Raw genomic sequence first — 25758 nt, forward strand, 5'->3', positions numbered from 1 at the left:
ATTCCACACCATGATCCATATTCGCGAAATCGATCATCTTGTGCTGCGCGTTGTCCATCTTGACAACATGCTGCGCTTTTACTGCGACGCGCTGGGCTGCACCGTGGAGCGACGCCAGGATGACATAGGCTTGGTGCAATTGCGCGCGGGCCGATCAATCGTCGATCTCGTGCCGGTCGATGGCCAACTCGGCCGGGCTGGCGGCGTAGCGCCGGGAGCGGAAGCGCGCAACCTGGATCATTTCTGCTTGCGGGTAGAGCCATTCGACGAAGCTGGCATTCGCAGCCATCTGGAAGCGCTGGGCATCAAGGTGGGCCCCGTCGCTTCACGCTACGGCGCAGAGGGGGAAGGCCCCTCCATCTATCTCACAGATCCGGAAGGCAATGTTGTCGAGCTCAAGGGCCCGCCCGCCTGCGGCGTCGCAAAAACATAACAGTTTCGCCCGGCTTTTTTCGCCAGGTACATGGCGTTGTCCGCGGCATTGAGGATGAGTTCGGCCGCATCGCCATCCGCCGGAAAGAGCGCAACCCCGATACTGACTCCCACGGTCGCTGTGCTGCCCCCAATCAAAAACGGCTGGGCGATGGCGGCGAGGATGTTGTCTGCCACGCGCACCACGTCATTGCCATGGTGCAGGTTCGGCAGAATCACGGTGAACTCGTCACCACCCAGGCGCGCCACCGTATCGCTCTCCCGGACCTGCGCACGCAGGCGCTGGGCGACTTCAATCAGCAAAGCATCCCCGGCCGCGTGACCAAGTTGGTCATTGACCTCCTTGAAGCGGTCGAGGTCCAGGAACAACAGGGCGCCCGACAGCCCGTCCCGCCGCGCCAGTGCCAGGGCCTGCCCCAGGCGGTCGAAGAAAAGGCCGCGGTTGGGCAGATCGGTCAGCAGGTCGAAGTTGGCTGTGTGCCGCATGCTTTCTTCCGCGCGCTTGCGGTCGGTGATGTCCTCCAGGATGGCGACGTAATGGCTGACTTGTCCGCTGCCATTGAGCAAGGGCGTCACGGTCTGGTTGACCGTGTAACGCACGCCGTCGTGGCGCGCGTTGACAATGTCGCCATGCCAGGTTCTACCACCCTGGATCGTCTGCCAGAAACGTTGGTAAAAGTCGGCATCCTGAACCCCCGAGCTGAATAATTTCGGGGTCTTGCCGACAATTTCATCAGGGGCATAGCCTGACAGCTGCGCAAAGGCACGATTGGCCCAGAGGATGTTGGCGCCGGCGTCGGTGATGAAGACGGCATTGGCCACGCCCGCAAGTGCGGTATCGAGCAAGGTCAACCATTCCTGTTGCAGAGCGGACTCAAGCGAGACGCCCAGACGGGCGGCGATGGCCGCCAGGCGCGTCGGAAGTTGCGCGCCTTCAAACTGGTGGGCATCGCGCGCATACAGGCAGAGAATGCCCCAGGTTTCGCCACGCAATACCAGGGGCAGCAGGAGAATCGACCGGGAGCCATGGGCATCGGCGACGGTGACTGCCTTGCACGACTGGCATTCCCGATCAGCGCTGCTGACGATCTGCCAGTGGCCGCTGCGAATCACGCGGCCTGCGGGCAGGCAGCACCCGGGTTCACCCTCCCAGCGCAGGCTGCCGCGGCGCAAGGGGTCGAGCAGGCCCTTGTCAGCCCCGTCGGCGCTGGCGAGCATGCTGATCCGCCCATCCTTATCGGCACGGCCGACCCAGGCGGCCGCCAGATCGAATACCGACAGAATGTCATCACAGAATATCTGGGCGATCGATTCCGGGTTCATCTGCCACTTGAGCAGCACCGTGTCGAGGTGCCGAAAAATATCTTCCACTGCCTTGGCGCAGTGTTGTTCGGTCACATCCTTGGCATAGACCGCAATGCTCGCCACGGTACCGGACACGTCCTTGACCGGATAGATGTTGTTGTCGAAGAAAATGGCGCCGCGCCGGTCCTGCAAATGCATGGGCTCGCCCGTGCTGACGACCTGCTGCACCGCCGCCCGCCGGGTGGCGGCCAGATCGGGCGGAATCAGATCAAAGAAATTCTGATTTGTCATGGATTGCGGCGTCTGGCCAAAGCGCTCGGCGGCAAAGACATTGATCGCCAGAATCCGGCCTTGCGGATCGAGCAGCAGGACAGACTCGTCGCTGGCATCGAGCAGGGCGCGGATCCGCGCCCTGCTTTCGTGCAAGGCCTGCTCCGCGTGCTGGCGCTCAGCCAGTTCTTTCTCCAACTGCGTGTTGGTCTCGCGTAGCTCGACGGTGCGGCGTGCCACCTCTTCTTCCAGAGACGCCTTGTGGCGCGCCAACGCGGTGTCCCGCGTTTCAAGATGCCCCAGCATTTCGTTAAACCCGCCCGCCAGTTCGCCGATTTCGCAGCTGCCGTCCACCGGCAGCCGCTGCGCCCACCCACCGTCACCTTGACCGATGGCGCGCATGGCAGTCACCGTCCGCCGCAAGGGCCGGGTAATGCTGCGCGCCATGAGGGCGGCGAAGGTCAGCAGCACAATGCCGACCCCGGCCACCAGCAGCAGGTTGCGCACGGCCTGCTTGCGCACCGTGGCGTCCACATCGTCGATGTAGACCCCGGAGCCAATCACCCAGCCCCACGGTTCGAATTTCTTGACGTAGGAAAGCTTGGGGTAGAGCTGCCCGGTGACGCCGCCTCCTGCCGTAGGTTTTGGCCAGTCGTAGGTGACATAACCCGTGCCGCCCTGCTTGACCACCTCGACAAAGGCAACAAAGAGATTCTTTTGACCGCCTGTGACCGCAAAGTCACCATCCGCTCCAGCCCGCTGGCGGGTGGCGTGGTTGAACTGTGCGGCGTCCAGCACCTGGCCATCGAGCGAAGGCACGGTCGGATGCATGATCATCCTGGGAAACGGCGTCCCCAGGTCATTGAGCCAAAAGTACTCGACCTCGTCGTAGCGCATGGCCTTGATGGTGCCGATGGCGGCAGCCTGGGCCGCGGCCTGCGTGAGCTCACCCTTTTTTTGCAGGGCATGAAAGTGGGTCAATACGCTGAACCCGCTCTGAACCAACTGCCGGGTACTGTGCTCTTTCTCCTGCCAGAGCGTGCCACGCAGCATCAGGATGTCCATGACGCTGCTCACCACGATGCTACCGATCAGCATGGCGACAATCGTCCAAATCCGGCTGCGCACGCTCAGACGGGTCAAAAAAGAAGACATTGTTTTTTCTCAACGACGAATTAAGGACCGCTTGGTGCGGAACGCGTCTCTCGAAGCGGAGACTCACCCCCATCGGGCCAAGTATCGCAGTTTGGGATTGCCAATGAACGTTGAGATTTATGGCATCACTTGTCAATCTGAGTCGGCTATGATGAATTGCGGAGTGGTATGGCGCCATTGCCTTTGACGACAAATGGGAGATGAAATGACTCGAACCGGTAAGAAGCTTGGCTTGTTGGTTGCGGCGCTTGCGCTGCCCTGTTTATTCGTGTCGTCGGCGCTGGCCGGCCCGCTTGACGAAGCCAAGGCGCAGGTCCACCTCAATGCCGTTGCCGCGGGTGACCTGGATGCGCTGATGCGAGCCTACCCAGAAGACGCCTATATGGACTGGGTCGGCGGCCCACTTGATGGCCGCTATCGCGGCAAGACGGCCATCGAAGCCGTGTGGCAAAAATTCATTGCACTCAACGCCGGCAAGCCGCGCCCGGTCAAGCTCAGCAAGCTGGAGGCCTATGCGAATGCGAAGGGCACCACGGTAGAAGTCAAGGCAGAGTATGGCGGCACGCCGCCCGTCAAAGTGTTGCACCTGCTCACTTACCGGGATGGAGACCTTGCCACTGAAATCTGGCAGATCGCACCCGCCATTCAGCTTACGCCATGACCCGTGCCACTTCGGCCGGAATTGCAGCAGTCCTGTTCATTTGCGTCAACGCGCTCGCTGGAGGCCTTGAGGCCACGGTCTCGACGCCAGCGGGCAAGCCGGTGGAAGATGCCGCCGTCGTCATTGAACCAATTTTGGGCGCCGCTCCCAAGCCTCGCAGAATAGCGACCATCGAGCAGCGCAATCGCGAATTCATGCCCTATGTGACGATTGTCCAGACCGGAACGCTGATCGAGTTTCCCAATCACGATCCGGTCAAGCATCACATCTATTCTTTTTCACCCGCCAAACTTCTTGAAATCAAGCTCTATGCCGGCAAGCCGGTGCAGCCGGTGCTGTTCGACAAGCCCGGCGAAGTGGCGCTGGGCTGCAATATCCACGACTGGATGGAAGCCTATGTCCTGGTTGTCAACTCGCCCTATTTCGCCAAGACCGGCCGCGATGGCAAAGCCCTGATTCGCAACCTGCCCGCCGGTCACTACCGGCTGCGGGTATGGCACCCGCGCCAGAAGGCCGAAGGTCCACAGCGCGACATCGAGATTGGCGGCACGACGACCCGGCTGAAGCTGTTGGCCGATGTCACGCCAGGCGTCGTGAAACCGAAGCCGCCGGTTGAATCCGACACCTATTAACCATGATTTGGCGCTCTCTTCAACAGCGCATCGTCGTCGTTTTTGTCGGCTTGCTGGTCCTGGTCATGGCGCTGGTCATCACGCTGGTGACCCGCAGCAACCAACGGATTGTTGCCAGCGAGGTGACGCGGGAACTGGCGGCCGGCACCCATGTGTTCAAGCGCCTGATTGAGCAAAACCAGCGCCAGTTGGAAACCGCCGCAACGGTGCTGTCCGGGGATTTCGCCTTCCGCGAGGCAATTGCCACACAAGACAAGTTGACGGTGCGCTCGGTTCTTCGCAATCACGGACTGCGGATAGGCGCCCAGGTGATGATTGTGATCAGCCCCGACGGACGGCTGATTGCCGATACGCAGCAAGAAGCCGCCTCGCCCCCTTCATTCCAGTTCCCGGACCTGCTGGCCAGCGCCGGATCGGCGGGCAAGAGCGCCGGATTCAGGCAAATGAACGGTGTGCTTTACCAGATCGTGCTGGTGCCCATTCTGGCCCCGAAACTCATCGCCTGGGTGGCCATGGGGTTTCAGGTGGATGACTTGTGGACGCGCGGCCTGTCAGAAGTGACCGGCTTGACCGTGAGCGTCATCCGCCACCGGGGGTCGGAAGCGACGCTGCTGGCCTCGTCGCTTGACCATCCAGGGCGTGCGGCGCTTGCCCAATCCTTGCCCGCGCCCTCAGGCGATTCCATGACGGAATTGTCTATCGGCGACGAGCATTACCGGACCCTGCAAATACCGCTCGGACTCGAGGTTTCGGTGTTGCTTCAACGCTCGCTGGAGCAGGCGCAAGCCCCTTTCCATTCATTGCAGACCGTGTTGCTGTTGGTCGTGCTGGGAGGGATCGTCGTATTCACCTTCGGCAGCATCATGCTGGCGCGCAGAATTGTCAGACCGATCAACGAGCTGTCGGTCTCGGCGCGGCGCATCGAGGGTGGCGACTACAGCCAGCCCGTACCGCGGCTGCCTTCCGATGAAATCGGCCAGCTGGCGAGGAGCTTCGATCACATGCGCGAGCGGATCGCCAGCCGCGAAGAGAAAATTCTCCGGCTCGCCTATGAAGATGCCCTGACCGGCCTGCCCAACCGCACCCGTTTTCTGGAAGTGTTCGACCAGTTGCCCGCCGGTGGCCGCGGCGCCGTTGCGGTGCTTGATCTCGACCGCTTTGCCTTGATCAACAATGCCCTAGGTCATCCGGTGGGGGACCGCCTGTTGGTCGAAATCGGGCTGCGCCTCAGTCAGATCAGACCCGCCCCTCACTGTGTGGCACGGCTTTGGGGCGACGAATTCTCTTTCCATCTGGACGGGGCCGACAGAGGCGCAGCGACCGCCTTTGCGCATTCGGTGCTCGACCAATTGCGCGATCCCATTACGCTGGAAGGCCAGCGACTGGATGTGGGCGGCAGCCTTGGCATCGCGCTGTACCCGCAGGACGGCCGGGATGCCAGCACACTGCTCAGGCGTGCCGAGCTGGCGATGGCTGCGGCCAAGCGGCGCCACAACGGCTTTGCCTTCGCGGCCGATATCGGCGGCGAGCCGCCACACGAACAGTTATCCCTGATCGGCGAGATGCGCGAGGCACTGGCTCGCCAGGAGTTCGTGCTTTACTACCAGCCCAAACTGGACATGACCAGCGGCGCAATCACGGGCGCGGAAGCACTGCTGCGGTGGCGGCACCCCTCGCGCGGGCTCATTCCGCCGATACGCTTTATTCCGTTTGCGGAACAGACGGGATTCATCCGCGAGATCACGCCCTGGGTCCTGGAACGAGTGGTTGAGCAGACCGCGCGCTGGCACCGCGCAGGACTGTCGATTGTCGTCTCCGCCAATCTTTCGACGCTCGACATCCTGAACCTGGAACTGGTGAATCATGTCCGACGCCTGCTGGCGCAACACCAACTCCCGCCGGGCAACCTGTGCCTTGAAATTACCGAGAGCGCCCTGATGGAGGAACCCGAACTGGCGTTGGCACACCTGAGCGAACTGGCATCGCTCGGAGTCAAACTTTCCATCGACGATTACGGCTCTGGCCAGGCATCGCTGGCCTACCTGAAGACCTTACCGGTCGACGAACTGAAAATCGACCAGTCATTTGTGACGGCCGTTGCCGATTCGCCGAAAAATGCGGCCATTGTCCATTCCACGATTGTGCTGTGCCACGCGCTCGGGCTCACGGTGACCGCCGAAGGCGCAGAGACACCTCGCGACCTGTCCTGGCTGGCCGGCCACGGCTGCGATGTGGCCCAAGGCTATGGCATCGCCCGGCCCATGCCGGCGGATGAATTGCCCGGCTGGATCGCCGCTTTCAGTGCACAACCCGCGGCTGACCCTGCCATGTCAATTTAGCAGCCGAAGTCCATCAGGCGTGTCACGTTCGCAGCCTGTGCCAGGCGTCACCCGTCAGCACCATGGCGCCCAGCAGTCCCGCCCCCAAGGTCAGGGCGATGATGACTTGGCGGGTATCGCCCTGACCGGCAAACACGCCCACCACCAGCCCCGCCAGGGGCTGCGTCAGGTTGTTCAGCAGAACAATAACGCCGGTGGTTTTACCCAGGTCGGCGGCTGGAATGACTTTTTGGCGGCGGCTGCGAATGTAGACACTGAACATCTTGTCGAACCCCACGACCAGCAGAAACCCGGCCGCGTAGCTCCACAGGCCCGTGCCATAGGCCGTGAGCAGCCCGCCCAGAAGAATGCAGACATAAGACAGTGGCCCCATGGTCTTGAGCGGCAGCGCTGTGCGCGCGATCACCAGGAGAATGCTCACCGTGGCCACCGCGCCTGCCATTTGCAGCACGGCATAGTCATCGCCCGAGCGCTGATACTGCCCGGTCACCATCACCGCCGAGGTGGCCAGGGTCACGCCGACAACCAGGTTGACGCCGGCCGCCAGGACAATGAGTTGCATCAGCCCGGGCAGGTGCCAGACGTGCACCAGCGCGGTCTTGATGGGTTGGGCCCAGTGTTGCCCGTGCACGGACTGTGGCGCCGCAAGCTGCACGGTACTGACACGGCGCCACAAGCCCATGGCCGCGTCAGCCAGCAAAAACAGGGCCGCCGTCGCAGCCACCACGCCCTGCCAGGGCCACCAGCCCAGCGCCAGGGCCGCCAGCAGGGGGCCGAGCACCATGCCCAATTGATCGGCGATCTGTGCGTGGGCCAAAACCTTTTCGAGCCTGTCATCGCGAAAGACTTGCGGCAGCATCACTTCACGGGCCATCAGGCCCTGGGTAGTGAGCACGCCACAAAGCGCCGACAGAGCCACCAGCCAGCCAATGCCGCCCAGCAGTTCGGCGGCGACCACACCGCCGATGCAAACGAAGGCCCGCAGCATCTGGCTGATACGCAGCAACTTGAGGGGCGACATCCTGTCGCACAGCGCCCCGCACACCGGAAAGGCCAAAAACCGGGGCAGTGTTTCTACAAAAAAAGCCAGACCGGACCAGGCGGCGCTCTGGGTGGTCTGGAACACCACCAGCGGCACCAGGAACAGCAGGATCTGGTCAGCCAGTCGGGACAGGAAGAGGGATGAAAAAAATGCCAGGTGGTCAGTACGCATCAAAGAATCCGGAATATCCGATGGACTCTACCTGACCGGGTCGCCTGAATCGGTGCGAATGACTATAGTCAGCCATGGCTTACCAACTCCATTACTGGCCCAGCATCCAGGGCCGCGGCGAATTTATCCGCCTGGCGCTTGAAGCGGCCGGCGCACCGTATGTGGATGTCGCGCGCGGCGACGCCTCCGACGGACAGGGCCTGCCGGCCTTGTTCCATTACCTGGAGGACGAGTCTGTCGCCCGGCCGCCGTTTGCCTGCCCGGTGCTAGTGGACGGTCAGCAGGTGATCGGACAAACCGCCGCCATCCTGCTGTACCTGGGCCCGCGGCTCAAGTTGGTGGGCGCCAGTGTTGCCGACCGCCTGTGGACGCATCAAATCCAGCTCACCATTGCCGACGCGGTGGACGAGGCGCACAACACGCACCATCCAGTGGGCACCGGCCTGTACTACGAAGAGCAGGAGGCGGAAGCGTCCCGGGCCGCAAAGGAATTTCGCACCGAACGCATTCCCAAATTTCTTGTCTGGCTGGAGACCGTGCTGATGCGCAACCCCAAAGGGAACAAACATCTGGTGGGCGCGCGCCTGAGCTATGCCGACCTGTCGCTGTTCCAGCTGGTCGAGGGCCTGCTCTATGCGTTTCCCAAGGCGACGACGCGCGCCTTGAAGAAGACGCCGCTGGTTTTGGCGCTGCATGAGCGCGTCGCGCAACAGCACCGCGTGTCGGCCTACCTGCGCAGCGAGCGCCGCATTCCCTTCAACGAGGACGGCATCTTCCGGTACTACCCGGAACTCGATGCTTGAGGCCTGACCGGTCTCACACCCCTGCCCCCATGCAACTCTTTGGTCGCCACGACACGCAAATTCTCAGGCATCCCGGGGCATTCGCCGTCCGGACACTGAAGGCGTTTCGCGCCAACCAGGGCTTGCTGCTGGCCGGGGCCGTCGCGTACTACGCCTTGCTGTCGATCGTGCCAATGCTCATCCTCACGGTGATTGCGCTGTCGCACTTTGTCGAACAGGCGGCGCTGCTGCAGACCCTGGGCCGCTACCTGGAGTGGCTGGTACCGGGACAGTCCAGGGCGATCGTCGCAGAGCTGGCGAACTTCCTGCTGCACCGCGATGTCCTCGGCTGGGTGTTGCTGGGCAGCATGCTGTTCTTCAGTTCGCTCGCCTTCACGGTGCTGGAGAACGCGATGTCGGTGATCTTTCACCACCGTGTGGCGATACGACGGCGCCATTTCCTGATTTCCGCTGTCATTCCCTACGGCTACATTCTGTCGCTGGGCCTGGGGCTGCTGTTGGTGACGCTGGTGGCGGGCAGCCTGCAGGCGATGGGCCAGCACCGGGTGGAGTTTCTGTGGCGCAGCTGGTCGCTCGGTGGACTGTCCGGCGCGCTGCTGTACCTGCTCGGCCTCGCGGGCGAGATCTTTGTACTCACTTCGGTCTACCTGGTCATGCCGGTCGGCCGCCCGTCGCTGCGCCACGCACTGCTGGGCGCCGTAGCCGCAGCTTTGCTGTGGGAACTGTCCCGCCATGTACTCGTGTGGTATTTCACGACGCTGTCCCAGATCGGCACCGTCTACGGATCGCTGACCACCGCGATCGCCGTGCTGCTGAGCTTTGAGGTGGCGGCGACCCTGTTGTTGCTGGGCGCGCAGGTGATTTCGGAATACGAGCGCCTGGCGGTGGAGTCAATCGACACACCCCCGAAACCGTTCACGACTGACGCCCGGTAAATTTATCCAAGGCCGAGCGGTCATACCTCACCGCAACGCTCATGCGGTCACGGGCGTGTCCAGCACCGCCTTGAGGTTCAGGCTCATATTGGTCTTGGTCGCGTCGGCGTAGGGACAGATCCCCTTGGCGCGCTCCATCAGGCTGTCGGCAGTGGCCTGGTCCAGCGGGCCGGCCATAAAGGCGGTAAGACTCAGCGCCATGCGGTAGGCGCCTTCGAAGTTGACATACATCGACAGCGCGGCTTCGATGTAGCAACCGCGCAGCGGCAGTTTGTCGGTTTTGGCGATGTGGCGAATGGAGTGTTCGAAACAGGCCGCAAACGCGCCCGCGAACAATTGCTCGGGGTTCGGCCCTTCGCCGCTGCCGCCCATCTCCTTGGGCACAGCGAGTTTGAGTTTGAAGCTGCCGTCTTCGGTTTGTATCTGGCCTGCGCGACCGCCCTGGGTCAGCATGGTGGTTTTATAAACGAGGTCCATATCAGATGTTCTTCTTTCCTTGAAGCAGCTTGGCCTTGTCGGATGCGCTGTAGTGGTCGAGGTGGCCCTGGGCGGCGGCGACGCGGCGGTGCGCCATGCGGATGGCTTCGATCTTGCCGGCCGGCGCTATGCGCGAGAGACACTTGTCCAGCGCCGTGCTGCCGCACTGCGGGCAGGCGGGCGTACCGTCAGCGCGCACCAGGGCTTCAAATGGGTGGCCGCAGGCCCGGCAGTTGTAGTCGTAAATGGGCATGGTGATCTCCTAGGGATTCAAACGGGGGCGGCACAACGCTCAGCGGGGGATGCGCAGCCTTCCCCTGTCGAGGTAGATGCAGGGTTCGTGCCAAGGTCAACCCACACATCGACAGCAGTGGTGTCAAAGCCGACATGGCGGCTGTGGTTGTCGCTGCGCTGCATCAGCGGCCGGCGGATCAACAGCGGCTCGTTGAGCAGCAGTGCCAGCGCGACAGCCTTGTCCAGCGCTTCAGGCTGGATCTCACCGCTTTTGACGCGCGGTGCGGCGCGGTTAAACCAGTCGGGTACCGGCAGCGGTGCGAGAAAAGCCAGCAGGCTCTCCTTTGTCCAGTGGGCCGTCAACAGGTTGCGCCGCTCCAGCGTGTGACCGGCCGCTTCCAGCGCCGCGCGCTGGCGGGCGTTGCCGCCGCAGCCGGGTTTCTCGAAAAAGACAATATGGGTCATGCTCCGTCCTTTCAATCGGCGGTGGACAGCGCGGGTCCGCGCCGGGTGGCGGCGCGCAACAGCTGCAGGCATTCAAGGCTGGCGGCCATGTCGAGCGCGCTGAAGTCATCTTGCGAGACCCGGTGCGGGTCAGCGCCCAGCGCCAGCAGCGTGGCCACCACGGCGGCTTTGCCGGAGGACGCGGCGTACATCAGCGCGGTGGCCTGCACCAGGTTGGCGTGGTCAAGGGGAACGCCCCTGGCGACCAGCGTGCGGATCAGCCCCGGCTCGCCGTGGACGCAGGCCAGCCACAGGGCGTTGTTGCCATCGTGGTTGACCGCGTCCAGCGGAACATTCAAGTCCAGCAGCGCCTCCACCATGGCGCCGGCGCCGCGCCAGGCGGCGTGCATCAGGGGCGTGTTGCCATGCTGTCCGGCGGCCCCGGGCCGGGCCGGATCAAAACCTTCGGCGCTCAGCCAGGCGACCAGGGCCGGGGGCACGGCTAACGAGGCGGAGATGATCGGGGCGCTGGAGACGAGGGGCGTGGCCAATGGGCCGGGCAACAGATCAGCCGGTTGCTGCGGTCCGTGCAGCTGGCCGTGTCGATCGATCGCGGTCCAGCCGCCAACCAGGTCCGCCACGTCGCTAAAGCCGAAGTCGCTGAACATGTTCGCCCAGGTCTGGCTGGCGTTGCCGTGGTAGCAGTAGATCAAGACCGGCCGGTTTTTTGACTCGCGCATCAGCAGGGATTCGTGGTTGCGCCCGTCCAGGCGGGTGCTGCCCGCGAGGTGGCTCAGCCCGTGGTGGCGCGCTTCGCGTGCATCCAGCAGCAAAGCGTCGGGGCGCACCGCCAGCCAGGCACAAACTTGCTCGGGGTGCAGGCGCTGGAAGCGTTTTTCAGCCATGGTCGGTTCCTTTTCGGTCGGTCAACAAATGGGCATAGGGCGGCTCGGTGGCGATGCGCACATCGTTCAGGGGCAGGCCCACGGTGAAGTGATAAACAGACTGCAGCGGCGCGCTGGCGGCGGACTCCGGCAGGCCAATCAACTGGTGCAATGCGTCGTCAAAAAAGCAGCCAATGCCGGTGCCGCGCAGATCCATCGCTTCGGCTTCCAGATACAGCACCTGGCCGATCAGGCCGGCCTCCTGCAGCCGCTGGCGGTAGGCGGCCGCGTCCGGCAGCGGGCTGAATTCGGCCAGCAGCGCGAAGCCCAGGATGGCGTCCGATCCCAGGGCCTGGTGGCAGTTCAGGGTGCGCAAGGTGCCGGCCAGGGCCGGGTTCTCGGCCAGGCGCAGCAGCGGTGTATCGGCCGGGGCGTCGGGCACGGGACGCAAGTCCAGTGTGGCCGGCAGGGTGCGGCGGAGCAGTTCGCATCCTGCGTCGCTGCGCGGCAGCAGGTAAGCGCCCGGCGCCAATCCATCCACCCGGTGCGCGAACAAGAGCACATGCACGCGCGGCTGGTCAGGCCCGGCGTCAAACGGTAGGCGGGCCGGGTGCAGGGCGCGCAGCAGTGGCCAGAGCTGGGCCAGGGGCATACGGGCGTGGGCGTCAAAACGCTGGGCGCTGCGGCGCTGGCGGATCAGTGTGGCGGCGGGCTGGGTGCTGCGCGGCACGTCGTCGGGAAGAGCCTGGGCGGCAGAGCGTTCTGCGCCGTGTCCCCCGCCCGCTGCGCGGTCTCCTCCTTGACCGGCACAGGACGCTCTGCCACCCAGGCTCCCGAGCGCTTCCGGTGGCATGTCTTGCACCCGGGTCGCCGCAACCACCGCGTCGATCACCGGCCAGCGGTACATGGGGTGGCGGTCGAGCCGGTTGGGCAGACCCTGCCAGTTCGTGGGCACGGGCCAGTCCCACGGAGCGTTGTCTACCGCGCTGGTGTCGTTGTGCAGCAACTCAAATAAGACGTCCGGCTCTTCGCGCTCGGCGGCACCGAAGTCGGACTCGCGGTCCAGCCCGAGCAAGGCGGCGAGTTGGGTCGTGCTGCCCGCTACCGGCTGCAGGCGCCAGCCCAGCACGGCGGCGGCGTAGCGCAGTGCACCGATGGCGTGGCCGACATCAAGCTGGCAATAACGAAAGGCGCGTTCACCGTATTTCCAGGCTTCGCGCCATTGAATGCTGGTGAGGGCGATGAAGGCGCGCGCCGGCGACTTGGCAGAACCCTGCTGCGGCGCGAAGGTAGCGCGCGACTCCAGCGCATGCTCGCGCGCCGCGTAGTGAAACACCCCATCGACGAGGTCCTCAGCACCCTGGCAGACCAGCCAGGCCTCGGTCGGGTGCAGGTTGCCGCTGGAGGGATTCACGCGCATGGCCCAGCGGTCCGGGCCGTATTGTTTCCAGGCCGACAGCGCGAAACTGAGTTCAAACAGCAGACCGAGGGTCTCGCGATCCAGCGCACGCGGCGCGATGCGGCCGGGCTCGAACAGGTCGGCCCAGGGCGTCGCAAGTTCATCGGCCTTCAAGGGCAGCGCGGTCAGCGGAGCACCGGTGTAGCGGCGAAACGGGTCGGGCTGGGCGTCCCAGTCCAGCGTATCGGGGCCGGCGGCGTAGCCGTTCAGCCGGTGTTTGGTGCGCTCGTGATACGACTGCGCCACGGTCAGGGCATCTTGGGGTGCGATGACATCAGACATGTTCTGACTCCTTCAAACCTTGGGCCAGCGCCAGCAGGCCGCTGGCCTGGTCGGTGATGGCCTGCACGGTGGCAGGCTGCAGCCGGTGCAACCAGTGCGGCGGCAGCCGGGAGGCACCGCAGCGCGCACCGGCCAGCATGCCGACCAGCGCGCCGGTGGTATCGGCATCATCGCCCTGATTCACGGTGGCGACCAGCGCGGCCTCAAAGTCCTCATGCAGCGTCAGGAAGTTCAGCACGGTCTGCGCCGTGTCCACCACATACGCAGTGGCGCGGCCACGGTAAGGGGTGAAGCCGAAGGCCGGGTTCCCGTTCGTCCAGGCCTCAACCCAGCGCCGGCACTCGGTGTGATCCGCACCCAGCAGCAGCAGGCGCAGCAGTTGGCCAATGCCCAGCGTGGCCGCGTCGGACAGCGGGTGGTGGTGGGTCAGGTGCGCCTGGGCGATGGACAGACGCTCAAAGGCGGCGTCGTTGCCGAGTGTGGCCAGCACCACGGGCAGGTTGCGCATCAGCGCGCCATTGCCGGCGTCGCCCGGGTTGTACGGGCCGGCCAGCGTGCCCTCGTGCAGAAAACGCAGGATGCCACGCCGGCAGGTGTTGCCGCAGTCCACCGGCTTGCCCTGCAACCATAAAACAAAGGCCTGGCCGATGCTGCGCACCAAAGTCTCGTCATCACCGGCATGGCGGCTCAGGGCGGGCGCGCCGCCCTGCAGCAGCGCGGCGCCCAGCGCCAGGCTCATGGTCGTGTCGTCGGTGACCTGGCCGCGCGCCAGCTTCAGCCAGCCGCCGCCGATGATCTCGCGGTGCACCCCGTACGCCAAGACGATCTCACGCGGGCGCATGAACTCCACCGTCGCGCCCAGGGCGTCCCCGATGGCCAGACCCAGGTAGGCACCGAGGACCTTGTCGAACAGCTCACGCATAACGCGCCACCACCTCATAGTCGCCGCCGAGCGCCAGCACCTCCTGCTCGCCTTGCAGCACATGGCCCGGCAGCAGGCCGGGAAACACCAGCACCTTGCAGGCCGGCACCTGTACCTCAAAAACCCAGTCGCCAAAACAGGCGGCGTCCTCGTACGACAGGCTGAACGACACCAGGTTGTTCAAACGCACCGTGCAGCGCCGGTCCTGCAGGCGGCCCGCGATCAGCTGCTCCTCGCAGCGCGTGCTGCCGCGCCACAGGCGCAAGTGCCGGGCAGGCATCACACGGCCCGGCAGCGGGAAACGCCGCAGCGCCCATTGGCAGAATTCGTACAGCAGGTCCAGCTGTTGATGGATGTTGTTGTTGGTGTGGCGACTGGCGGTTTTTTCTTCCAGATAGGCCACCCAGGCCGGCGACGGAAAGCGCGCCAGCGGCGCCTTGTGGTAACCGGGCACCAGGCCAAAGCGGCTTTCGACCCAGCCCTTGAGTACCGCACCGGCCGGGCCATTGGCGTCCATGCCCCAGCCCTGCAGCAACTTGCGCCAGCTGCTGCGCCAGCGTCGCTGCTCGGCCACGCCCATGGCGGCCAGCTCATGGGGCTCGGGTTTGCGCAGGCCGAACGCGATGGCCAGATAGTGCACAAACATGTCGCGCGCCTCGTTCAGGTCGCGGCTGCGGTCCAGCAACGCGAACAGGCCCGGCTGGGCCTCGCGCGCACCGGCGATGGCCAGGCGTGGCGGGTCGGCATTGAACGCGGTACTGGCCAGCACCGGCGCCGGCACACCGACCAGGTTGGTGCTGTACCAGCGATGGGGCTGGTCGAGTTCATCGTCCACTGCCATGGGCAACTGGGTTTGATCGGATGGATTCCGTCGCGAGCGAATCGAGGTTGCTGCGAGAAGCGCAGCCGTACTCCCGTACGGCGAGCATCACAGCTGCAAGATCGGTTCGCGCAGCAGGAAGACACCGATCAAACCGGACGGTTTTCGTTAGGATTCCGCACCGGTCCCATCAGTGCCAGACCTTCGGCGTAGGTAATGGTGTCGAAGGTGATGTCGTACTTAAGCGCAGCGTCCGCCACGGCGTCGAGCTTGCCGGCAGTGTCTTTCTTCTTGAGGTCATTTTTTTCAAGGTACAAAAGGCTCAGCATTTCGTTGTAGACGGTGGATTCATCAATCGGCAACACATAGAACATGGCGCCCTTGTACGGCACCTGGTACTTCTTGGACAGATCAATGTTGTTGCAGAAAAGGAAGTATTTGCCGCCTGCGCTGAGGGTATCGCCCAGCACTTCAGCCACATCTTTCAGGTACTCGAAGCTCAACAGGTAACCGGCAAAAAACGGAATGTGCTTTTCGCCGACGTTGGCGATGGACATCACCTGACCGCAAAGCAGCTCCGGGGGACGCGCCTCGTCAGCCAGTTTGGGGGCAAAGCGCAGCGCCAATTCACCGCGAAAGCCGATGCGACCGGGCTTGGCTGTAGGTGCTTTGACCAAGGGGTTGAGCATTCTCCCCTCGGTTTCGAGCCGCGCAAATGCGGTGTCGTCGATCTCTTTAAGGGCTAGTGTGGCGGTCATGAAGATTCCTTCGTTGTGGTAGAAATAATTGAGGGGGTTGCGGGGTTGGGGCCGGTGTTGCGCATCCAGTCGGCCGTTTTGAAAAATGAACTCATCAATGCCTCCCGCAAGGCGGGCGCGGCGCCAACGTCCTCAAGCGCGGCGCGCATGCAGGCCAGCCAGGCATCGCGCTCCGACACGCCAATCGAAAAACCGGTATGGCGCATGCGCAGACGCGGGTGGCCGCGCTGGGCCGAATAGTCTTTCGGCCCGCCCAGCCATTCGCACAGGAAGAGCACCAGAACGCCCTTGGTCGAGGTCAGGTCGGGCTCGTGCATGGCGCGGATGCCGCTTGCGTCAGGCCGGGTATCCATATGCCGATAAAAAGCATTCACGAGCCGCACGACGCCGGCCTCGCCGCCAAGCATCTCGAAGTGTGGTGAGGGCAACAGCGTGGGCTGGGTGTTGGCGGTAGCGGTGTTCATAGCCTCTCTATGAGCAATGACCGTACCAGGCCTATACCGGGCTTGTTGCCCTGCAAACGCGACACAAACCAGTCCTGCGGGCCGCCGACACCGGAATTTTTGCGACACGGCGCGCCGTTTTGTCGGGAAATGAACAATGTGCAAAAAGCCGGTTTCAATGCCTCCTGGAACATCGTTTTCCCTCTGTGAGGCAAGCCATTTTCAGCACCCTGCCGAGCGCTACAAAAGCATGGCACGGAAGCTGCAGTAGTGAAGCTGCGCGGACACAAGTCCGGCCGATACGTGACCACCTAACAAGACTTACAGGCACGTCAGGCTGACATGGTCGCGGCTTCGCAACCTTCGGCTTTTTAACCCTTCCTTATTGGAGCACTGTAATGGCTAAACTTCGGCAAATCGCCTTCTACGGCAAAGGTGGCATCGGCAAATCCACCACATCACAAAACACCCTGGCAGCGCTGTCTGACCTCGGCCAGAAAATCCTGATCGTCGGCTGCGACCCCAAAGCCGACTCCACACGTTTGATCTTGCACGCCAAGGCGCAGGACACCATCCTGTCGCTGGCAGCGGAGGCCGGTTCGGTGGAGGATCTGGAGCTCGAAGACGTGATGAAAATTGGTTACAAGGACATCCGCTGCGTGGAGTCCGGTGGCCCAGAGCCAGGCGTTGGCTGTGCTGGCCGCGGCGTCATCACCTCGATCAACTTCCTGGAAGAAAACGGTGCCTATGACGGCATGGACTATGTGTCCTACGACGTGCTGGGTGATGTGGTGTGTGGCGGTTTTGCCATGCCCATCCGCGAAAACAAGGCGCAGGAAATCTACATCGTCATGTCCGGCGAAATGATGGCCATGTACGCCGCCAACAACATCTCCAAGGGTGTCCTGAAATACGCCAACTCCGGTGGCGTGCGTCTGGGTGGCCTGGTGTGCAACGAGCGCCAGACCGACAAGGAATACGAACTGGCCGATGCGCTGGCCGGCATGCTGGGCACCAAGCTGATCCACTTCATCCCACGCGACAACGTCGTGCAGCACGCTGAACTGCGCCGCATGACCGTGATCGAATACGCCCCTGACTCCAAGCAGGCCGGCGAATACCGCACCCTGGCTTCGAAGATCCACAACAACGCCGGCAACGGCACGATCCCCACCCCGATCACGATGGATCAGCTGGAGGACATGCTGATGGAATTCGGGATCATGGAAGCGATCGACGAGTCGGCAGTCGGCAAGGCCGCAGCCGCAGCCCTGGCTGCTGCCTAAGAGGTACCAGGCCCGGCCTGATTTGCCGCAAGATGAATCGGGTCGGGTCTAAGTGCTAGACAAAAACATTTACTACTGGAGTTCCCCATGACTGCCACCGTTGAAGAGCGCAAGGCCGCGAACAAGGCCCTGATTGATGAAGTGCTGAAGGCTTATCCCGAAAAGATGGCCAAGAGGCGCGCCAAGCACCTGGGCACGTTTGAAGAAGGCAAGCCCGATTGCGGCGTCAAGTCCAATATCAAGTCACTGCCTGGCGTAATGACGATTCGCGGTTGCGCCTACGCTGGCTCCAAAGGCGTGGTGTGGGGCCCGATCAAGGACATGGTCCACATCAGCCACGGACCCGTAGGCTGCGGCCAATATTCGTGGGCTGCCCGCCGCAACTACTACATCGGCACCACCGGCATCGACACCTTTGTCACGATGCAGTTCACCTCCGATTTCCAGGAGAAGGACATTGTCTTCGGTGGCGACAAGAAGCTAGACAAGATCATCGACGAGATCCAGGAACTGTTTCCCCTGAACAAGGGTATCTCGATCCAGTCCGAGTGCCCGATCGGCCTGATCGGTGACGACATCGAAGCGGTGTCTAAAAAGAAGAGCAAGGAATACGTTGGCAAGACCATCGTGCCCGTGCGCTGCGAAGGTTTCCGCGGCGTGAGCCAGTCACTCGGTCACCACCTGGCCAATGACGCCATCCGCGATTGGGTGTTCGACAAGGTCGAGGCCGACAAGCACCCCACATTTGTGTCGACCCCCTACGACGTGGCCATCATCGGTGACTACAACATCGGTGGCGACGCCTGGTCCAGCCGCATCTTGCTTGAAGAGATGGGTTTGCGCGTTATTTCCCAGTGGTCCGGCGACGGCACCATCGCCGAGATCGAGAACACGCCCAAGGCCAAACTCAATGTGCTCCATTGCTACCGCTCGATGAACTACATCAGCCGGCACATGGAAGAGAAGTACGGTATTCCATGGGTGGAATACAACTTCTTCGGTCCTACCATGATCGAGAAGAGCCTGCGCGAGATCGCCGGCCACTTCGATGAGACCATCAAGGCCAAGGCCGAGCTGGTGATTGCCAAGTACAAGCCGCTGATGCAGGCCGTTGTTGACAAGTTCAAGCCGCGCCTGCAGGGCAAGACCGTCATGCTGTACATCGGCGGCTTGCGCCCCCGTCACGTGATTGGCGCCTACGAAGATCTCGGCATGGAAGTGATTGGCACCGGCTACGAGTTCGGCCATAACGACGACTACCAACGCACCACCCACTACATCAAGGACGCCACGCTGATCTATGACGACGTGACCGGCTTTGAGTTCGAGCACTTCGTTGACAAGATCAAGCCGGATCTGGTTGGTTCCGGCATCAAGGAAAAGTACGTATTCCAGAAGATGGGCGTGCCGTTCCGTCAGATGCACAGCTGGGACTATTCCGGCCCGTACCACGGTTATGACGGCTTTGCCATCTTCGCCCGTGACATGGACATGGCCATTTCCAGCCCGATCTGGGCCCTGACCAAGGCGCCCTGGAAAAAAGCAGCCTGAACCCCGGTGGCCGGTGTGTACCGGCTACCTTTCCCGATGACTAACGAGGTCGGTGACCTGACCTCGTTTCAACCGATAACTTTTGGAGCCCGTCATGCCTCAATCAGCCGACAAAATCATCGACCACGAACTGCTGTTCCGTGAACCCGAGTACCAAGAACTCCTCAAAAACAAGAAAGAGTTCGAGTTCAACCACACCGACGAAACCATCAAGTCCATCGTCGAATGGACCAAGACCGAAGACTACAAGCAGAAGAACTTCGCCCGTGATTCACTCACCGTGAATCCGGCCAAGGCCTGCCAGCCGCTGGGCGCTGTGTATGTTGCCAACGGCTTCGCCAAGACGCTGAGCTTTGTGCACGGTAGCCAGGGCTGCGTGGCCTACTACCGCTCGCATTTCTCGCGCCATTTCAAGGAGCCGACCTCCTGCGTCAGCTCCTCCATGACCGAGGATGCAGCCGTGTTCGGTGGCTTGAACAACATGGTCGATGGCCTGGCCAACGCCTACAGCTTGTACAAGCCCGACATGATCGCGGTATCGACCACCTGCATGGCCGAAGTCATTGGTGACGACGTTGACGCTTTCATCAAGACCAGCAAGCAAAAAGGCAGCATCCCCGAAGAATTCGATGTGCCGTTCGCCCACACACCAGCCTTCGTTGGCAGCCACATCACGGGCTACGACAACGCGCTGATGGGCGTGCTGCGCCACTTCTGGGACGGCAAGGCCAAGACCACCGAACCCCTGGTTCGCGTACCCGACGAGAGCATCAACTTCATCGGCGGCTTTGATGGCTTTGTGGTGGGCAACATGAAGGAAATCCGCCGGATTTTCGATCTGTTCGGCGTCAAAGTGAACATCATCTGCGACCCGTCCGGCAACTGGAACACACCGACCGATGGCGAGTTCCGCATGTACGCCGGCGGCACCACCAAGGAAGAAGTGATTGCGGCACTGCATGCCAAAGCCACCATCGTATTCCAGGAATACTGCTGCGAAAAAACCACCAAGTTCATCCGTGAACATGGCCAGGAAGTCGTCGTGCTCAATGCGCCCGTGGGCGTGAGCGGTACCGACAAGTTCCTGATGGAAATCTCGCGCCTGACCGGCAAGCCGATTCCTGCGGTTCTGGAAAAAGAACGCGGCGAAGTGGTTGATGCCATGGCCGACAGCCAGGCTCACTTGCATGGCAAGCGCTTTGCCCTGTATGGCGATCCGGACCAGATGCTGGGTTATTCACAGTTCCTGCTGGAGCTCGGTGCCGAGCCGGCCCACGTCGTGGCCACCAATGGCGGCAAAGAGTGGGAGATCAAGATGCAAGCCCTGTTTGACGCGTCACCCTACGGTGCCGGCTGCAAGGTGTATCCGAAACGCGACCTGTGGCATTTGCGCTCGCTGCTGTTCACGGAGCCGGTCGATTTCATGATTGGCAACACCTATGGTAAGTTCCTGGAACGCGATACCAAGACACCGCTGGTGCGCCTGGTGTTCCCGATCTTTGATCGTCACCACTACCATCGTTATGCCACCTGGGGTTATGACGGCGCCATGCGCGTGCTGGTGATGCTGCTGGATGAATTCTTCGAAGCGCTCGACGGCAACACCATGGAAATCGCGAAGACCGATTACAGCTACGACATCATTCGTTAACCTGCCAAAAAGGGCTGGGACTCAGGTCCCGGCCCTTTTTTTGTGACCTACCTTTTCCCCGATCCGAGGACATCATGGCCAATGTAACCTTTAGCTCTCCCCGCATGAAGAAGGACTTGACGGTGTATGCCATCGCAGGCGACACCAAGACGCTGCTCGCCGTCGCCAAGGCCAACAACGTGCCGCTGGAATTTGAATGTGAAAACGGCGAGTGTGGCTCCTGCCAGCTGCAGGTCACGGTGCTCTCCGACAAAACGCCCATGGGCATGGCCCTGACCGAGAAAGAAAAGACGGTCCTGCGACTCGCCGGCAAGATCACCGCACAACAGATCGCAGACGCTGAAACCAAGGATCTACCTCCCCCATGGCGACTGGCATGCCAGTTCGTCGTCCGCAACGAAGACATTCTGGTCACGTTTTAGCCATGGACGCCGCCTACATCAAGACCACGCAGGATGGTCGCAAGGTTGAGGTGATGGATGGCTGGGTCTGTCTCGATGGTGTGCGCGAGGCGGACAGCCTGATCCCGATGGACGAGCATCCGAACCGGCAAGCCATCACCAAGGCGGTCCCCGGTGCGACCCATGCGGCCGGGCGTTTGCCGTTCACGCTGGCGGAAGCTGCCATGGCGCAAAACGCCCTGTCGGCGGCGCAACGGGATTTTGACGCCAGTCCGGCGGGCATCACACAGCGTCTGCGCCGCGCGGTGTGGGTCAAAGCCACCAACGAAGGCGTGGATTGAGTTTGAGACACCTCACCGGGAGATTGCCATGATCTTTGTTGTTGAACTCCCTAATCAAGGCTATCCGCGCGCCTGGTTTGCCTTTGACAAGGAAGATTTTGTCCGCAAGCTGGAAACGCTGGCCACTTCCCAAGGGGAACGCTATGTCTACTGGAACGAGGCGGAAGCGGTGGCTGCCTTTGAAGGCAACGACCCGCTCATCGCCGGTAAAGCACTTTGGCGTGCAAGGCATGCGCTGCATGAACAGTTGGTGGCGCTTGACGTGCTGACGGACGACTAGGGCGGGGCTTGCATGAAGCTGCGCGTCGAACGTTCGCATGCCCACACGCTGGCGACTGAGTTTCCCGAACTGGCGGCACTGACGGACCAGCTGCGCTTTGGTGCGCACGCCGAAATCGGGCTGCAGCAACTCTCGCCGGGTGTTCTCGAACGCCTGGGCCAGCTGTGGAACCACGGCGGCGCCAATCAGAGCCGCCGCGCCGCCCAGCTGGACTCCTTGCGCCATGTGTTGCACGACCACCCCGGCGTGCGCTTTAGCGAGGAGACGCTGGAAAAAGTGGTGCCGGCCTTTGTCAGCTACATTGCCGCCGACGCCCGCTGCGGCTGGTTGTTCAGCGCCGACACCGACAGCCAGCCCCTGGCCTGGTGCCCGACCCGCATCGACTACATGCCGGCGTCCAACGACGAGACCGGCAAAGTCCTGATTGAGCTGAAAGCCAATGCCAAGGCCGGCGTCATCATGCAGACCCTGCGCTTGACCGGTGGTGACGTCAAGGGCCGCAGTGTGCCCGAGATGCTGCTGTCGCGCGGCCTGGTGCGTGAATCAGCGGCCCTGATGGCGGCTTATGAAATGACGGTAGAACGCTACTTCGACTGGCGCGCCCAGAGCGGTGCGCAGTTTGAGGGTCGCGGTACCGCCTTCCACGCGCAAGATCCCAGCGCCACCCACCGTGACGCCGACTGGATGCGCAAGGACGTGGTGATTCTGTCGGCGCAAGGCGGTGCGGCGCGACTGGTTAACGACGAAGGCGTGCTGCAGCAACGCAACCCCAGCCTGGAGACGCCGGGTGAAGTGCTCTCCAACTACCTGTCCAAGGCAGCCAAGAGCAACCACTATGACGCCGAGGATGAAGTGCTGGCCCTGCACGCCGAGTTGCAGCAGCGCCCCGGACTGTTCAAGCGCCTGCCGGTGCATCCGCTCATCCTGATGTTCCATCTCGACCTGCACCACCATGTGTGGGTGCATGTGAATGACCTCGCACCCTATGTCTACCAGCCGCAGCTCAAACACAAGCTGGTGCTGCCGCCCGAGCAGACCGATTTGATCGACATCCTCACCGCCGAGATGGACGTCTTGATGGACGACATCATCGCCGGCAAGTCCGGCGGCACCACCGTGCTGTGTGCCGGCCCGCCCGGTGTGGGCAAAACGCTCACGGCCGAGGTCTATGCCGAAATCATCCGCCGGCCACTCTACCGCGTGCACTCCGGCCAGCTTGGCCTCAACGTCACAACGATGGAGGCATCCCTGAAGGAAATCTTGCTGCGGGCGCAGCGCTGGGGTGCGGTGCTGCTGATTGACGAGGCCGACGTTTACATCAAGCGCCGCGACGACAACCTGACCATGAACGCCGTGGTCGGGGTGTTTCTGCGCGTGCTGGAGTACTTCAACGGCCTGCTGTTTTTAACCACCAACCGCATCGACGATATTGATGAAGCCATCGTGTCACGCTGCATCGCGCTGATCCGCTACCACCCGCCGGATGCGACCGGACGGCGCCGCATCTGGCAGGTGATGGGCGAGCAGTTTGCACTGGGCCTGGAGGAAGGCATGCTGGACAAACTCCCCGCCTTGTTTCCGGCGGCGACCGGACGCGACATCAAGGGCCTGGCCAAGCTGGTCGCCAAGTATTGCCACCACAAACAGGTCGAGCCGACGCGCGACGTGTTCCTGCGCTGCGCCATGTTCCGCGGCCTGGATCCGGCTGCGCCCATGGCAACTGAAACAGGCATTTGACAAAGGAAACTATGAAAACCGTAGAAGAATTTTTAGCCCACACCATCCAGCTGGAAAGCGAGGCTGCCTTGCGTTTCGGCCAGCTCGCCGATGCCATGACCACGGCTGGCAACAAAGAGGTGGGGCGTCTGTTTCGCCGCCTGGCCGACTACTCCCTGCTGCATCTGGGCGACGCCCGCGCCCGTGCCGGCTTTCGCACCTTGCCCGAGATGAAGGCGGGCGAGTACCGCTGGCCCGACGTCGAAAGCCCCGAAGCGGCCGCGATCTGGGCGGCCGACCCCTTCATCGGTATTGAGCAGGCGCTGCAGGTGGCGCTGGATGCGGAGAGTGCCGGTCTTGACTTTTACGCCGAGGTCCTGGCCTCCACCGACGACCCGGAAATCCGGGTGCTAGCCAAGGAGTTTGTCGAAGAAGAAGCCCAGCACGTCGCCGAACTGAAGCGCTGGATGCAATTGCACCTGAGCGGCCAGGCGCTGCCGACTGAGGGCTGAACGGCCTCACGCGGCTCCAGCATCATGAAAATTGCGGTCGCCACCCAGAACAGCTGGACCCAGGTTGGCGGCCACGCCGGCCAGACCCGGGACTGGCTGGAATTCGACTGCCAGCCGGGTGAGCCACTACCCGAGCCCCAGCGCGTCCTGCTCACCAAAGAGCAACTGCTGCACCATTTTCAGGACGATGGCCCGCACCCCCTTCATGGCGTCGAAATCATGATCGCCGCCAGCGCGGGTGACGGCTTTATGCGCCACATGGAGAAATGGGGCGCCCAAGTCTTGTTGACCGGCGAGACTGATCCGCTCATGGCGCTGAAGAAAGTCATGTCCGGCGAAGCGCTGCCCGATACCCGCTTCGACGTCACCACCACTTTGTGCAAGCTGCGGGATCTGTTCTCGCGTTATTGACTTGGCAAGCTGCCTGGTCGGCCGGGTGACGATAAGTCGCATCCGGCAACAACGGCATCCGCAGTGCGAGACATATTTACATGCATTTTAGGCCTGTAGCCCTCGTCCAATAAGCGCAAGTAGCTACGTATTTTATAGCAATCCGATTTTGACGAATGTTGCTTGCCTGGCGTTAACCGGCCAGTGACAGTGACTACCGGGCGGCGGACGAATGCGCAGATTCTTGCCAGCGCCGGTGGGCCTCGATCAGGAGAATCCATGATGCGTCATCCCCAACAGAGCGCACCAGACCGCAGGGCTGTACACCCCGCAATCCCAATATCCTGGGGGTGTACTATCCGAATTTGTCACAAGGAACAATCGTGAAAGTCATGACGACCCCCATGATCAAAGTTCTCGCTGTGTCGTGGCTGTTGGCACTGGCGGCCTGCGGTGGCAGCGGGAATAGTGGCACTCCGCCTGCACCGCTCATCAGTGCGGAAGGGCTGTGGGCCGGAAGCACCAGCACATCCCGTACGGTGACGGGTATTGTTCTTGACAACGGCACCTATTGGCTTCTTTATTCGGTGCCCAATGTCAGCGCCCTCACTGCCGGTTTTATTCAGGGCACCGGTACCTCGCTCAACGGCAGTTTCTCCTCTTCCGACGGCGTGGACTTCAATATCTCAGGGCAGGGTATCAACAACGCCACGGTGTCCGCAAGCTACGCGACCAAGCAAAGTCTCAACGGATCAGCCACCTACGCCAACCCCAACTCAACTTACACATTTACGAGCGCGTATAACGCGGACTACGACAAAACCCCAAGCCTGTCAGCGATCGCCGGCAACTATTTGGGCATCGCTTCCGTTGCAGGCAGCAATGAGGCGATAACGATGGTGATCAATCCGCAGGGCCTGGTTGCCGGCACCGGAACCAGCAGCTGCCAATATGCCGGACTCGTCGTGCCACGCGCCAAAGGCAATCTATACGATCTATCGCTTGTGATCAGCGGCAGCAATTGCGCCACCGGCACGAGTTCCGTCACCGGCATTGGCTACTTTGACGCGGGCGCAAAGCGTCTCTACCTGGCCGCGCTCAACAGCGCCCGAAGTAACGGTCTCGTCTTCGACGGCGTCAAACCTTGAACTTTGCTGGCCGC

27 protein-coding genes are annotated in these 25758 nt (G+C 62.3%); 16 read left to right on the plus strand and 11 right to left on the minus strand.

Annotated features, from left to right (window positions below; all coding sequences use genetic code 11):
* Positions 1-10: 10 nt before the first annotated feature.
* Positions 11-433 (plus strand): VOC family protein, encoded by a 423-nt coding sequence (locus C5P05_RS19835; protein WP_114971561.1) that lies wholly within the window; start codon positions 11-13, stop codon positions 431-433.
* Here the strand turns inward: C5P05_RS19835 and C5P05_RS19840 are convergent.
* Entirely contained in the window at positions 361-3162 is a 2802-nt protein-coding gene (locus C5P05_RS19840; protein WP_114971562.1) for a diguanylate cyclase domain-containing protein, read from the minus strand. The genes C5P05_RS19835 and C5P05_RS19840 overlap by 73 nt on opposite strands.
* Before the next feature lie 205 nt (positions 3163-3367).
* On the opposite strand from C5P05_RS19840, the gene C5P05_RS19845 reads away from it, so the two are divergent.
* From C5P05_RS19845 to C5P05_RS19855, 3 genes are read left to right on the plus strand one after another with little or no spacing between them, the layout of a single operon-like run.
* A complete protein-coding gene (locus C5P05_RS19845) occupies positions 3368-3823 on the plus strand; it encodes a nuclear transport factor 2 family protein (protein WP_157979404.1) in 456 nt (151 codons plus the stop codon).
* Positions 3820-4455: a methylamine utilization protein gene (locus C5P05_RS19850; protein ID WP_198674797.1), complete on the plus strand. Its 636-nt coding sequence runs from the start codon at positions 3820-3822 to the stop codon at positions 4453-4455. The genes C5P05_RS19845 and C5P05_RS19850 overlap by 4 nt, the downstream gene beginning before the upstream one ends.
* Before the next feature lie 2 nt (positions 4456-4457).
* Positions 4458-6794, plus strand: a complete 2337-nt coding sequence (locus C5P05_RS19855) for a putative bifunctional diguanylate cyclase/phosphodiesterase (RefSeq protein ID WP_114971564.1) — start codon at positions 4458-4460, stop codon at positions 6792-6794.
* A 22-nt stretch (positions 6795-6816) separates the two neighbouring features.
* Here C5P05_RS19855 and C5P05_RS19860 read toward each other — a convergent pair whose 3' ends face one another.
* Entirely contained in the window at positions 6817-8007 is a 1191-nt protein-coding gene (locus C5P05_RS19860) for an MFS transporter (protein WP_114971565.1), read from the minus strand.
* A 74-nt stretch (positions 8008-8081) separates the two neighbouring features.
* Here C5P05_RS19860 and C5P05_RS19865 point away from each other — a divergent pair, with 74 nt between their 5' ends.
* Positions 8082-8810, plus strand: a complete 729-nt coding sequence (locus tag C5P05_RS19865; RefSeq protein ID WP_114971566.1) for a glutathione S-transferase family protein — start codon at positions 8082-8084, stop codon at positions 8808-8810.
* Positions 8811-8839: 29 nt separating this feature from the next.
* Positions 8840-9745: a YihY/virulence factor BrkB family protein gene (locus C5P05_RS19870; protein WP_114971567.1), complete on the plus strand. Its 906-nt coding sequence runs from the start codon at positions 8840-8842 to the stop codon at positions 9743-9745.
* Between the two features lie 39 nt (positions 9746-9784).
* Here C5P05_RS19870 and C5P05_RS19875 read toward each other — a convergent pair whose 3' ends face one another.
* The 9 genes from C5P05_RS19875 to C5P05_RS19915 all read right to left on the minus strand — a co-directional run bounded on the left by C5P05_RS19875 (position 9785) and on the right by C5P05_RS19915 (position 16489).
* Positions 9785-10222: an Ohr family peroxiredoxin gene (locus C5P05_RS19875; RefSeq protein WP_114971568.1), complete on the minus strand. Its 438-nt coding sequence runs from the start codon at positions 10220-10222 to the stop codon at positions 9785-9787.
* 1 nt (position 10223) lies between these two features.
* Complete coding sequence (locus C5P05_RS19880) at positions 10224-10475, minus strand: FmdB family zinc ribbon protein (protein ID WP_114971569.1); 252 nt, start codon at positions 10473-10475, stop codon at positions 10224-10226.
* A gap of 17 nt (positions 10476-10492) precedes the next feature.
* The gene (locus tag C5P05_RS19885) at positions 10493-10921 is read right to left on the minus strand and encodes an ArsC/Spx/MgsR family protein (protein WP_114971570.1); all 429 of its coding nucleotides are present in this window, start codon (positions 10919-10921) and stop codon (positions 10493-10495) included.
* A gap of 11 nt (positions 10922-10932) precedes the next feature.
* Positions 10933-11805, minus strand: a complete 873-nt coding sequence (locus C5P05_RS19890; protein ID WP_114971571.1) for an ankyrin repeat domain-containing protein — start codon at positions 11803-11805, stop codon at positions 10933-10935.
* Positions 11798-13525 carry a nitroreductase family protein gene (locus tag C5P05_RS19895; protein WP_114971572.1) on the minus strand — a complete coding sequence of 576 codons (1728 nt, stop codon included), beginning with the start codon at positions 13523-13525 and terminating at the stop codon, positions 11798-11800. Before C5P05_RS19895 ends, C5P05_RS19890 begins: the two co-directional genes overlap by 8 nt.
* The gene (gene draG / locus C5P05_RS19900) at positions 13518-14447 is read right to left on the minus strand and encodes an ADP-ribosyl-[dinitrogen reductase] hydrolase (protein ID WP_232834587.1); all 930 of its coding nucleotides are present in this window, start codon (positions 14445-14447) and stop codon (positions 13518-13520) included. The genes C5P05_RS19895 and draG overlap by 8 nt, the downstream gene beginning before the upstream one ends.
* The gene (locus C5P05_RS19905; protein ID WP_114971574.1) at positions 14440-15288 is read right to left on the minus strand and encodes an NAD(+)--dinitrogen-reductase ADP-D-ribosyltransferase; all 849 of its coding nucleotides are present in this window, start codon (positions 15286-15288) and stop codon (positions 14440-14442) included. Before C5P05_RS19905 ends, draG begins: the two co-directional genes overlap by 8 nt.
* 128 nt (positions 15289-15416) lie before the next feature.
* Positions 15417-16025, minus strand: a complete 609-nt coding sequence (locus tag C5P05_RS19910) for a hypothetical protein (protein ID WP_114971575.1) — start codon at positions 16023-16025, stop codon at positions 15417-15419.
* Entirely contained in the window at positions 16022-16489 is a 468-nt protein-coding gene (locus C5P05_RS19915; RefSeq protein ID WP_114971576.1) for a group II truncated hemoglobin, read from the minus strand. Before C5P05_RS19915 ends, C5P05_RS19910 begins: the two co-directional genes overlap by 4 nt.
* Before the next feature lie 377 nt (positions 16490-16866).
* Here C5P05_RS19915 and nifH point away from each other — a divergent pair, with 377 nt between their 5' ends.
* From nifH to C5P05_RS19965, 10 genes are all read left to right on the plus strand, one after another.
* Complete coding sequence (gene nifH / locus C5P05_RS19920) at positions 16867-17754, plus strand: nitrogenase iron protein (protein WP_114971577.1); 888 nt, start codon at positions 16867-16869, stop codon at positions 17752-17754.
* An 87-nt stretch (positions 17755-17841) separates the two neighbouring features.
* The gene (gene nifD, locus C5P05_RS19925) at positions 17842-19305 is read left to right on the plus strand and encodes a nitrogenase molybdenum-iron protein alpha chain (protein WP_114971578.1); all 1464 of its coding nucleotides are present in this window, start codon (positions 17842-17844) and stop codon (positions 19303-19305) included.
* Between the two features lie 94 nt (positions 19306-19399).
* Positions 19400-20956, plus strand: a complete 1557-nt coding sequence (gene nifK / locus C5P05_RS19930; protein ID WP_114971579.1) for a nitrogenase molybdenum-iron protein subunit beta — start codon at positions 19400-19402, stop codon at positions 20954-20956.
* Positions 20957-21030: 74 nt separating this feature from the next.
* The gene (locus C5P05_RS19935) at positions 21031-21378 is read left to right on the plus strand and encodes a 2Fe-2S iron-sulfur cluster-binding protein (protein WP_114971580.1); all 348 of its coding nucleotides are present in this window, start codon (positions 21031-21033) and stop codon (positions 21376-21378) included.
* 2 nt (positions 21379-21380) lie between these two features.
* Positions 21381-21698: a hypothetical protein gene (locus tag C5P05_RS19940; protein WP_114971581.1), complete on the plus strand. Its 318-nt coding sequence runs from the start codon at positions 21381-21383 to the stop codon at positions 21696-21698.
* A gap of 28 nt (positions 21699-21726) precedes the next feature.
* Positions 21727-21978, plus strand: a complete 252-nt coding sequence (locus C5P05_RS19945; RefSeq protein ID WP_114971582.1) for a hypothetical protein — start codon at positions 21727-21729, stop codon at positions 21976-21978.
* Between the two features lie 12 nt (positions 21979-21990).
* Positions 21991-23715, plus strand: coding sequence for an AAA family ATPase (locus C5P05_RS19950; protein WP_114971583.1), 1725 nt, complete (start codon positions 21991-21993; stop codon positions 23713-23715).
* A gap of 11 nt (positions 23716-23726) precedes the next feature.
* Positions 23727-24206, plus strand: a complete 480-nt coding sequence (locus tag C5P05_RS19955) for a ferritin-like domain-containing protein (protein ID WP_114971584.1) — start codon at positions 23727-23729, stop codon at positions 24204-24206.
* A 24-nt stretch (positions 24207-24230) separates the two neighbouring features.
* Positions 24231-24617: a NifB/NifX family molybdenum-iron cluster-binding protein gene (locus C5P05_RS19960; protein ID WP_114971585.1), complete on the plus strand. Its 387-nt coding sequence runs from the start codon at positions 24231-24233 to the stop codon at positions 24615-24617.
* Between the two features lie 383 nt (positions 24618-25000).
* A complete protein-coding gene (locus tag C5P05_RS19965; protein WP_114971586.1) occupies positions 25001-25744 on the plus strand; it encodes a hypothetical protein in 744 nt (247 codons plus the stop codon).
* Positions 25745-25758: the final 14 nt, after the last annotated feature.

This window comes from Rhodoferax ferrireducens, assembly GCF_003347515.1.
Taxonomy (GTDB): domain Bacteria; phylum Pseudomonadota; class Gammaproteobacteria; order Burkholderiales; family Burkholderiaceae_C; genus Rhodoferax.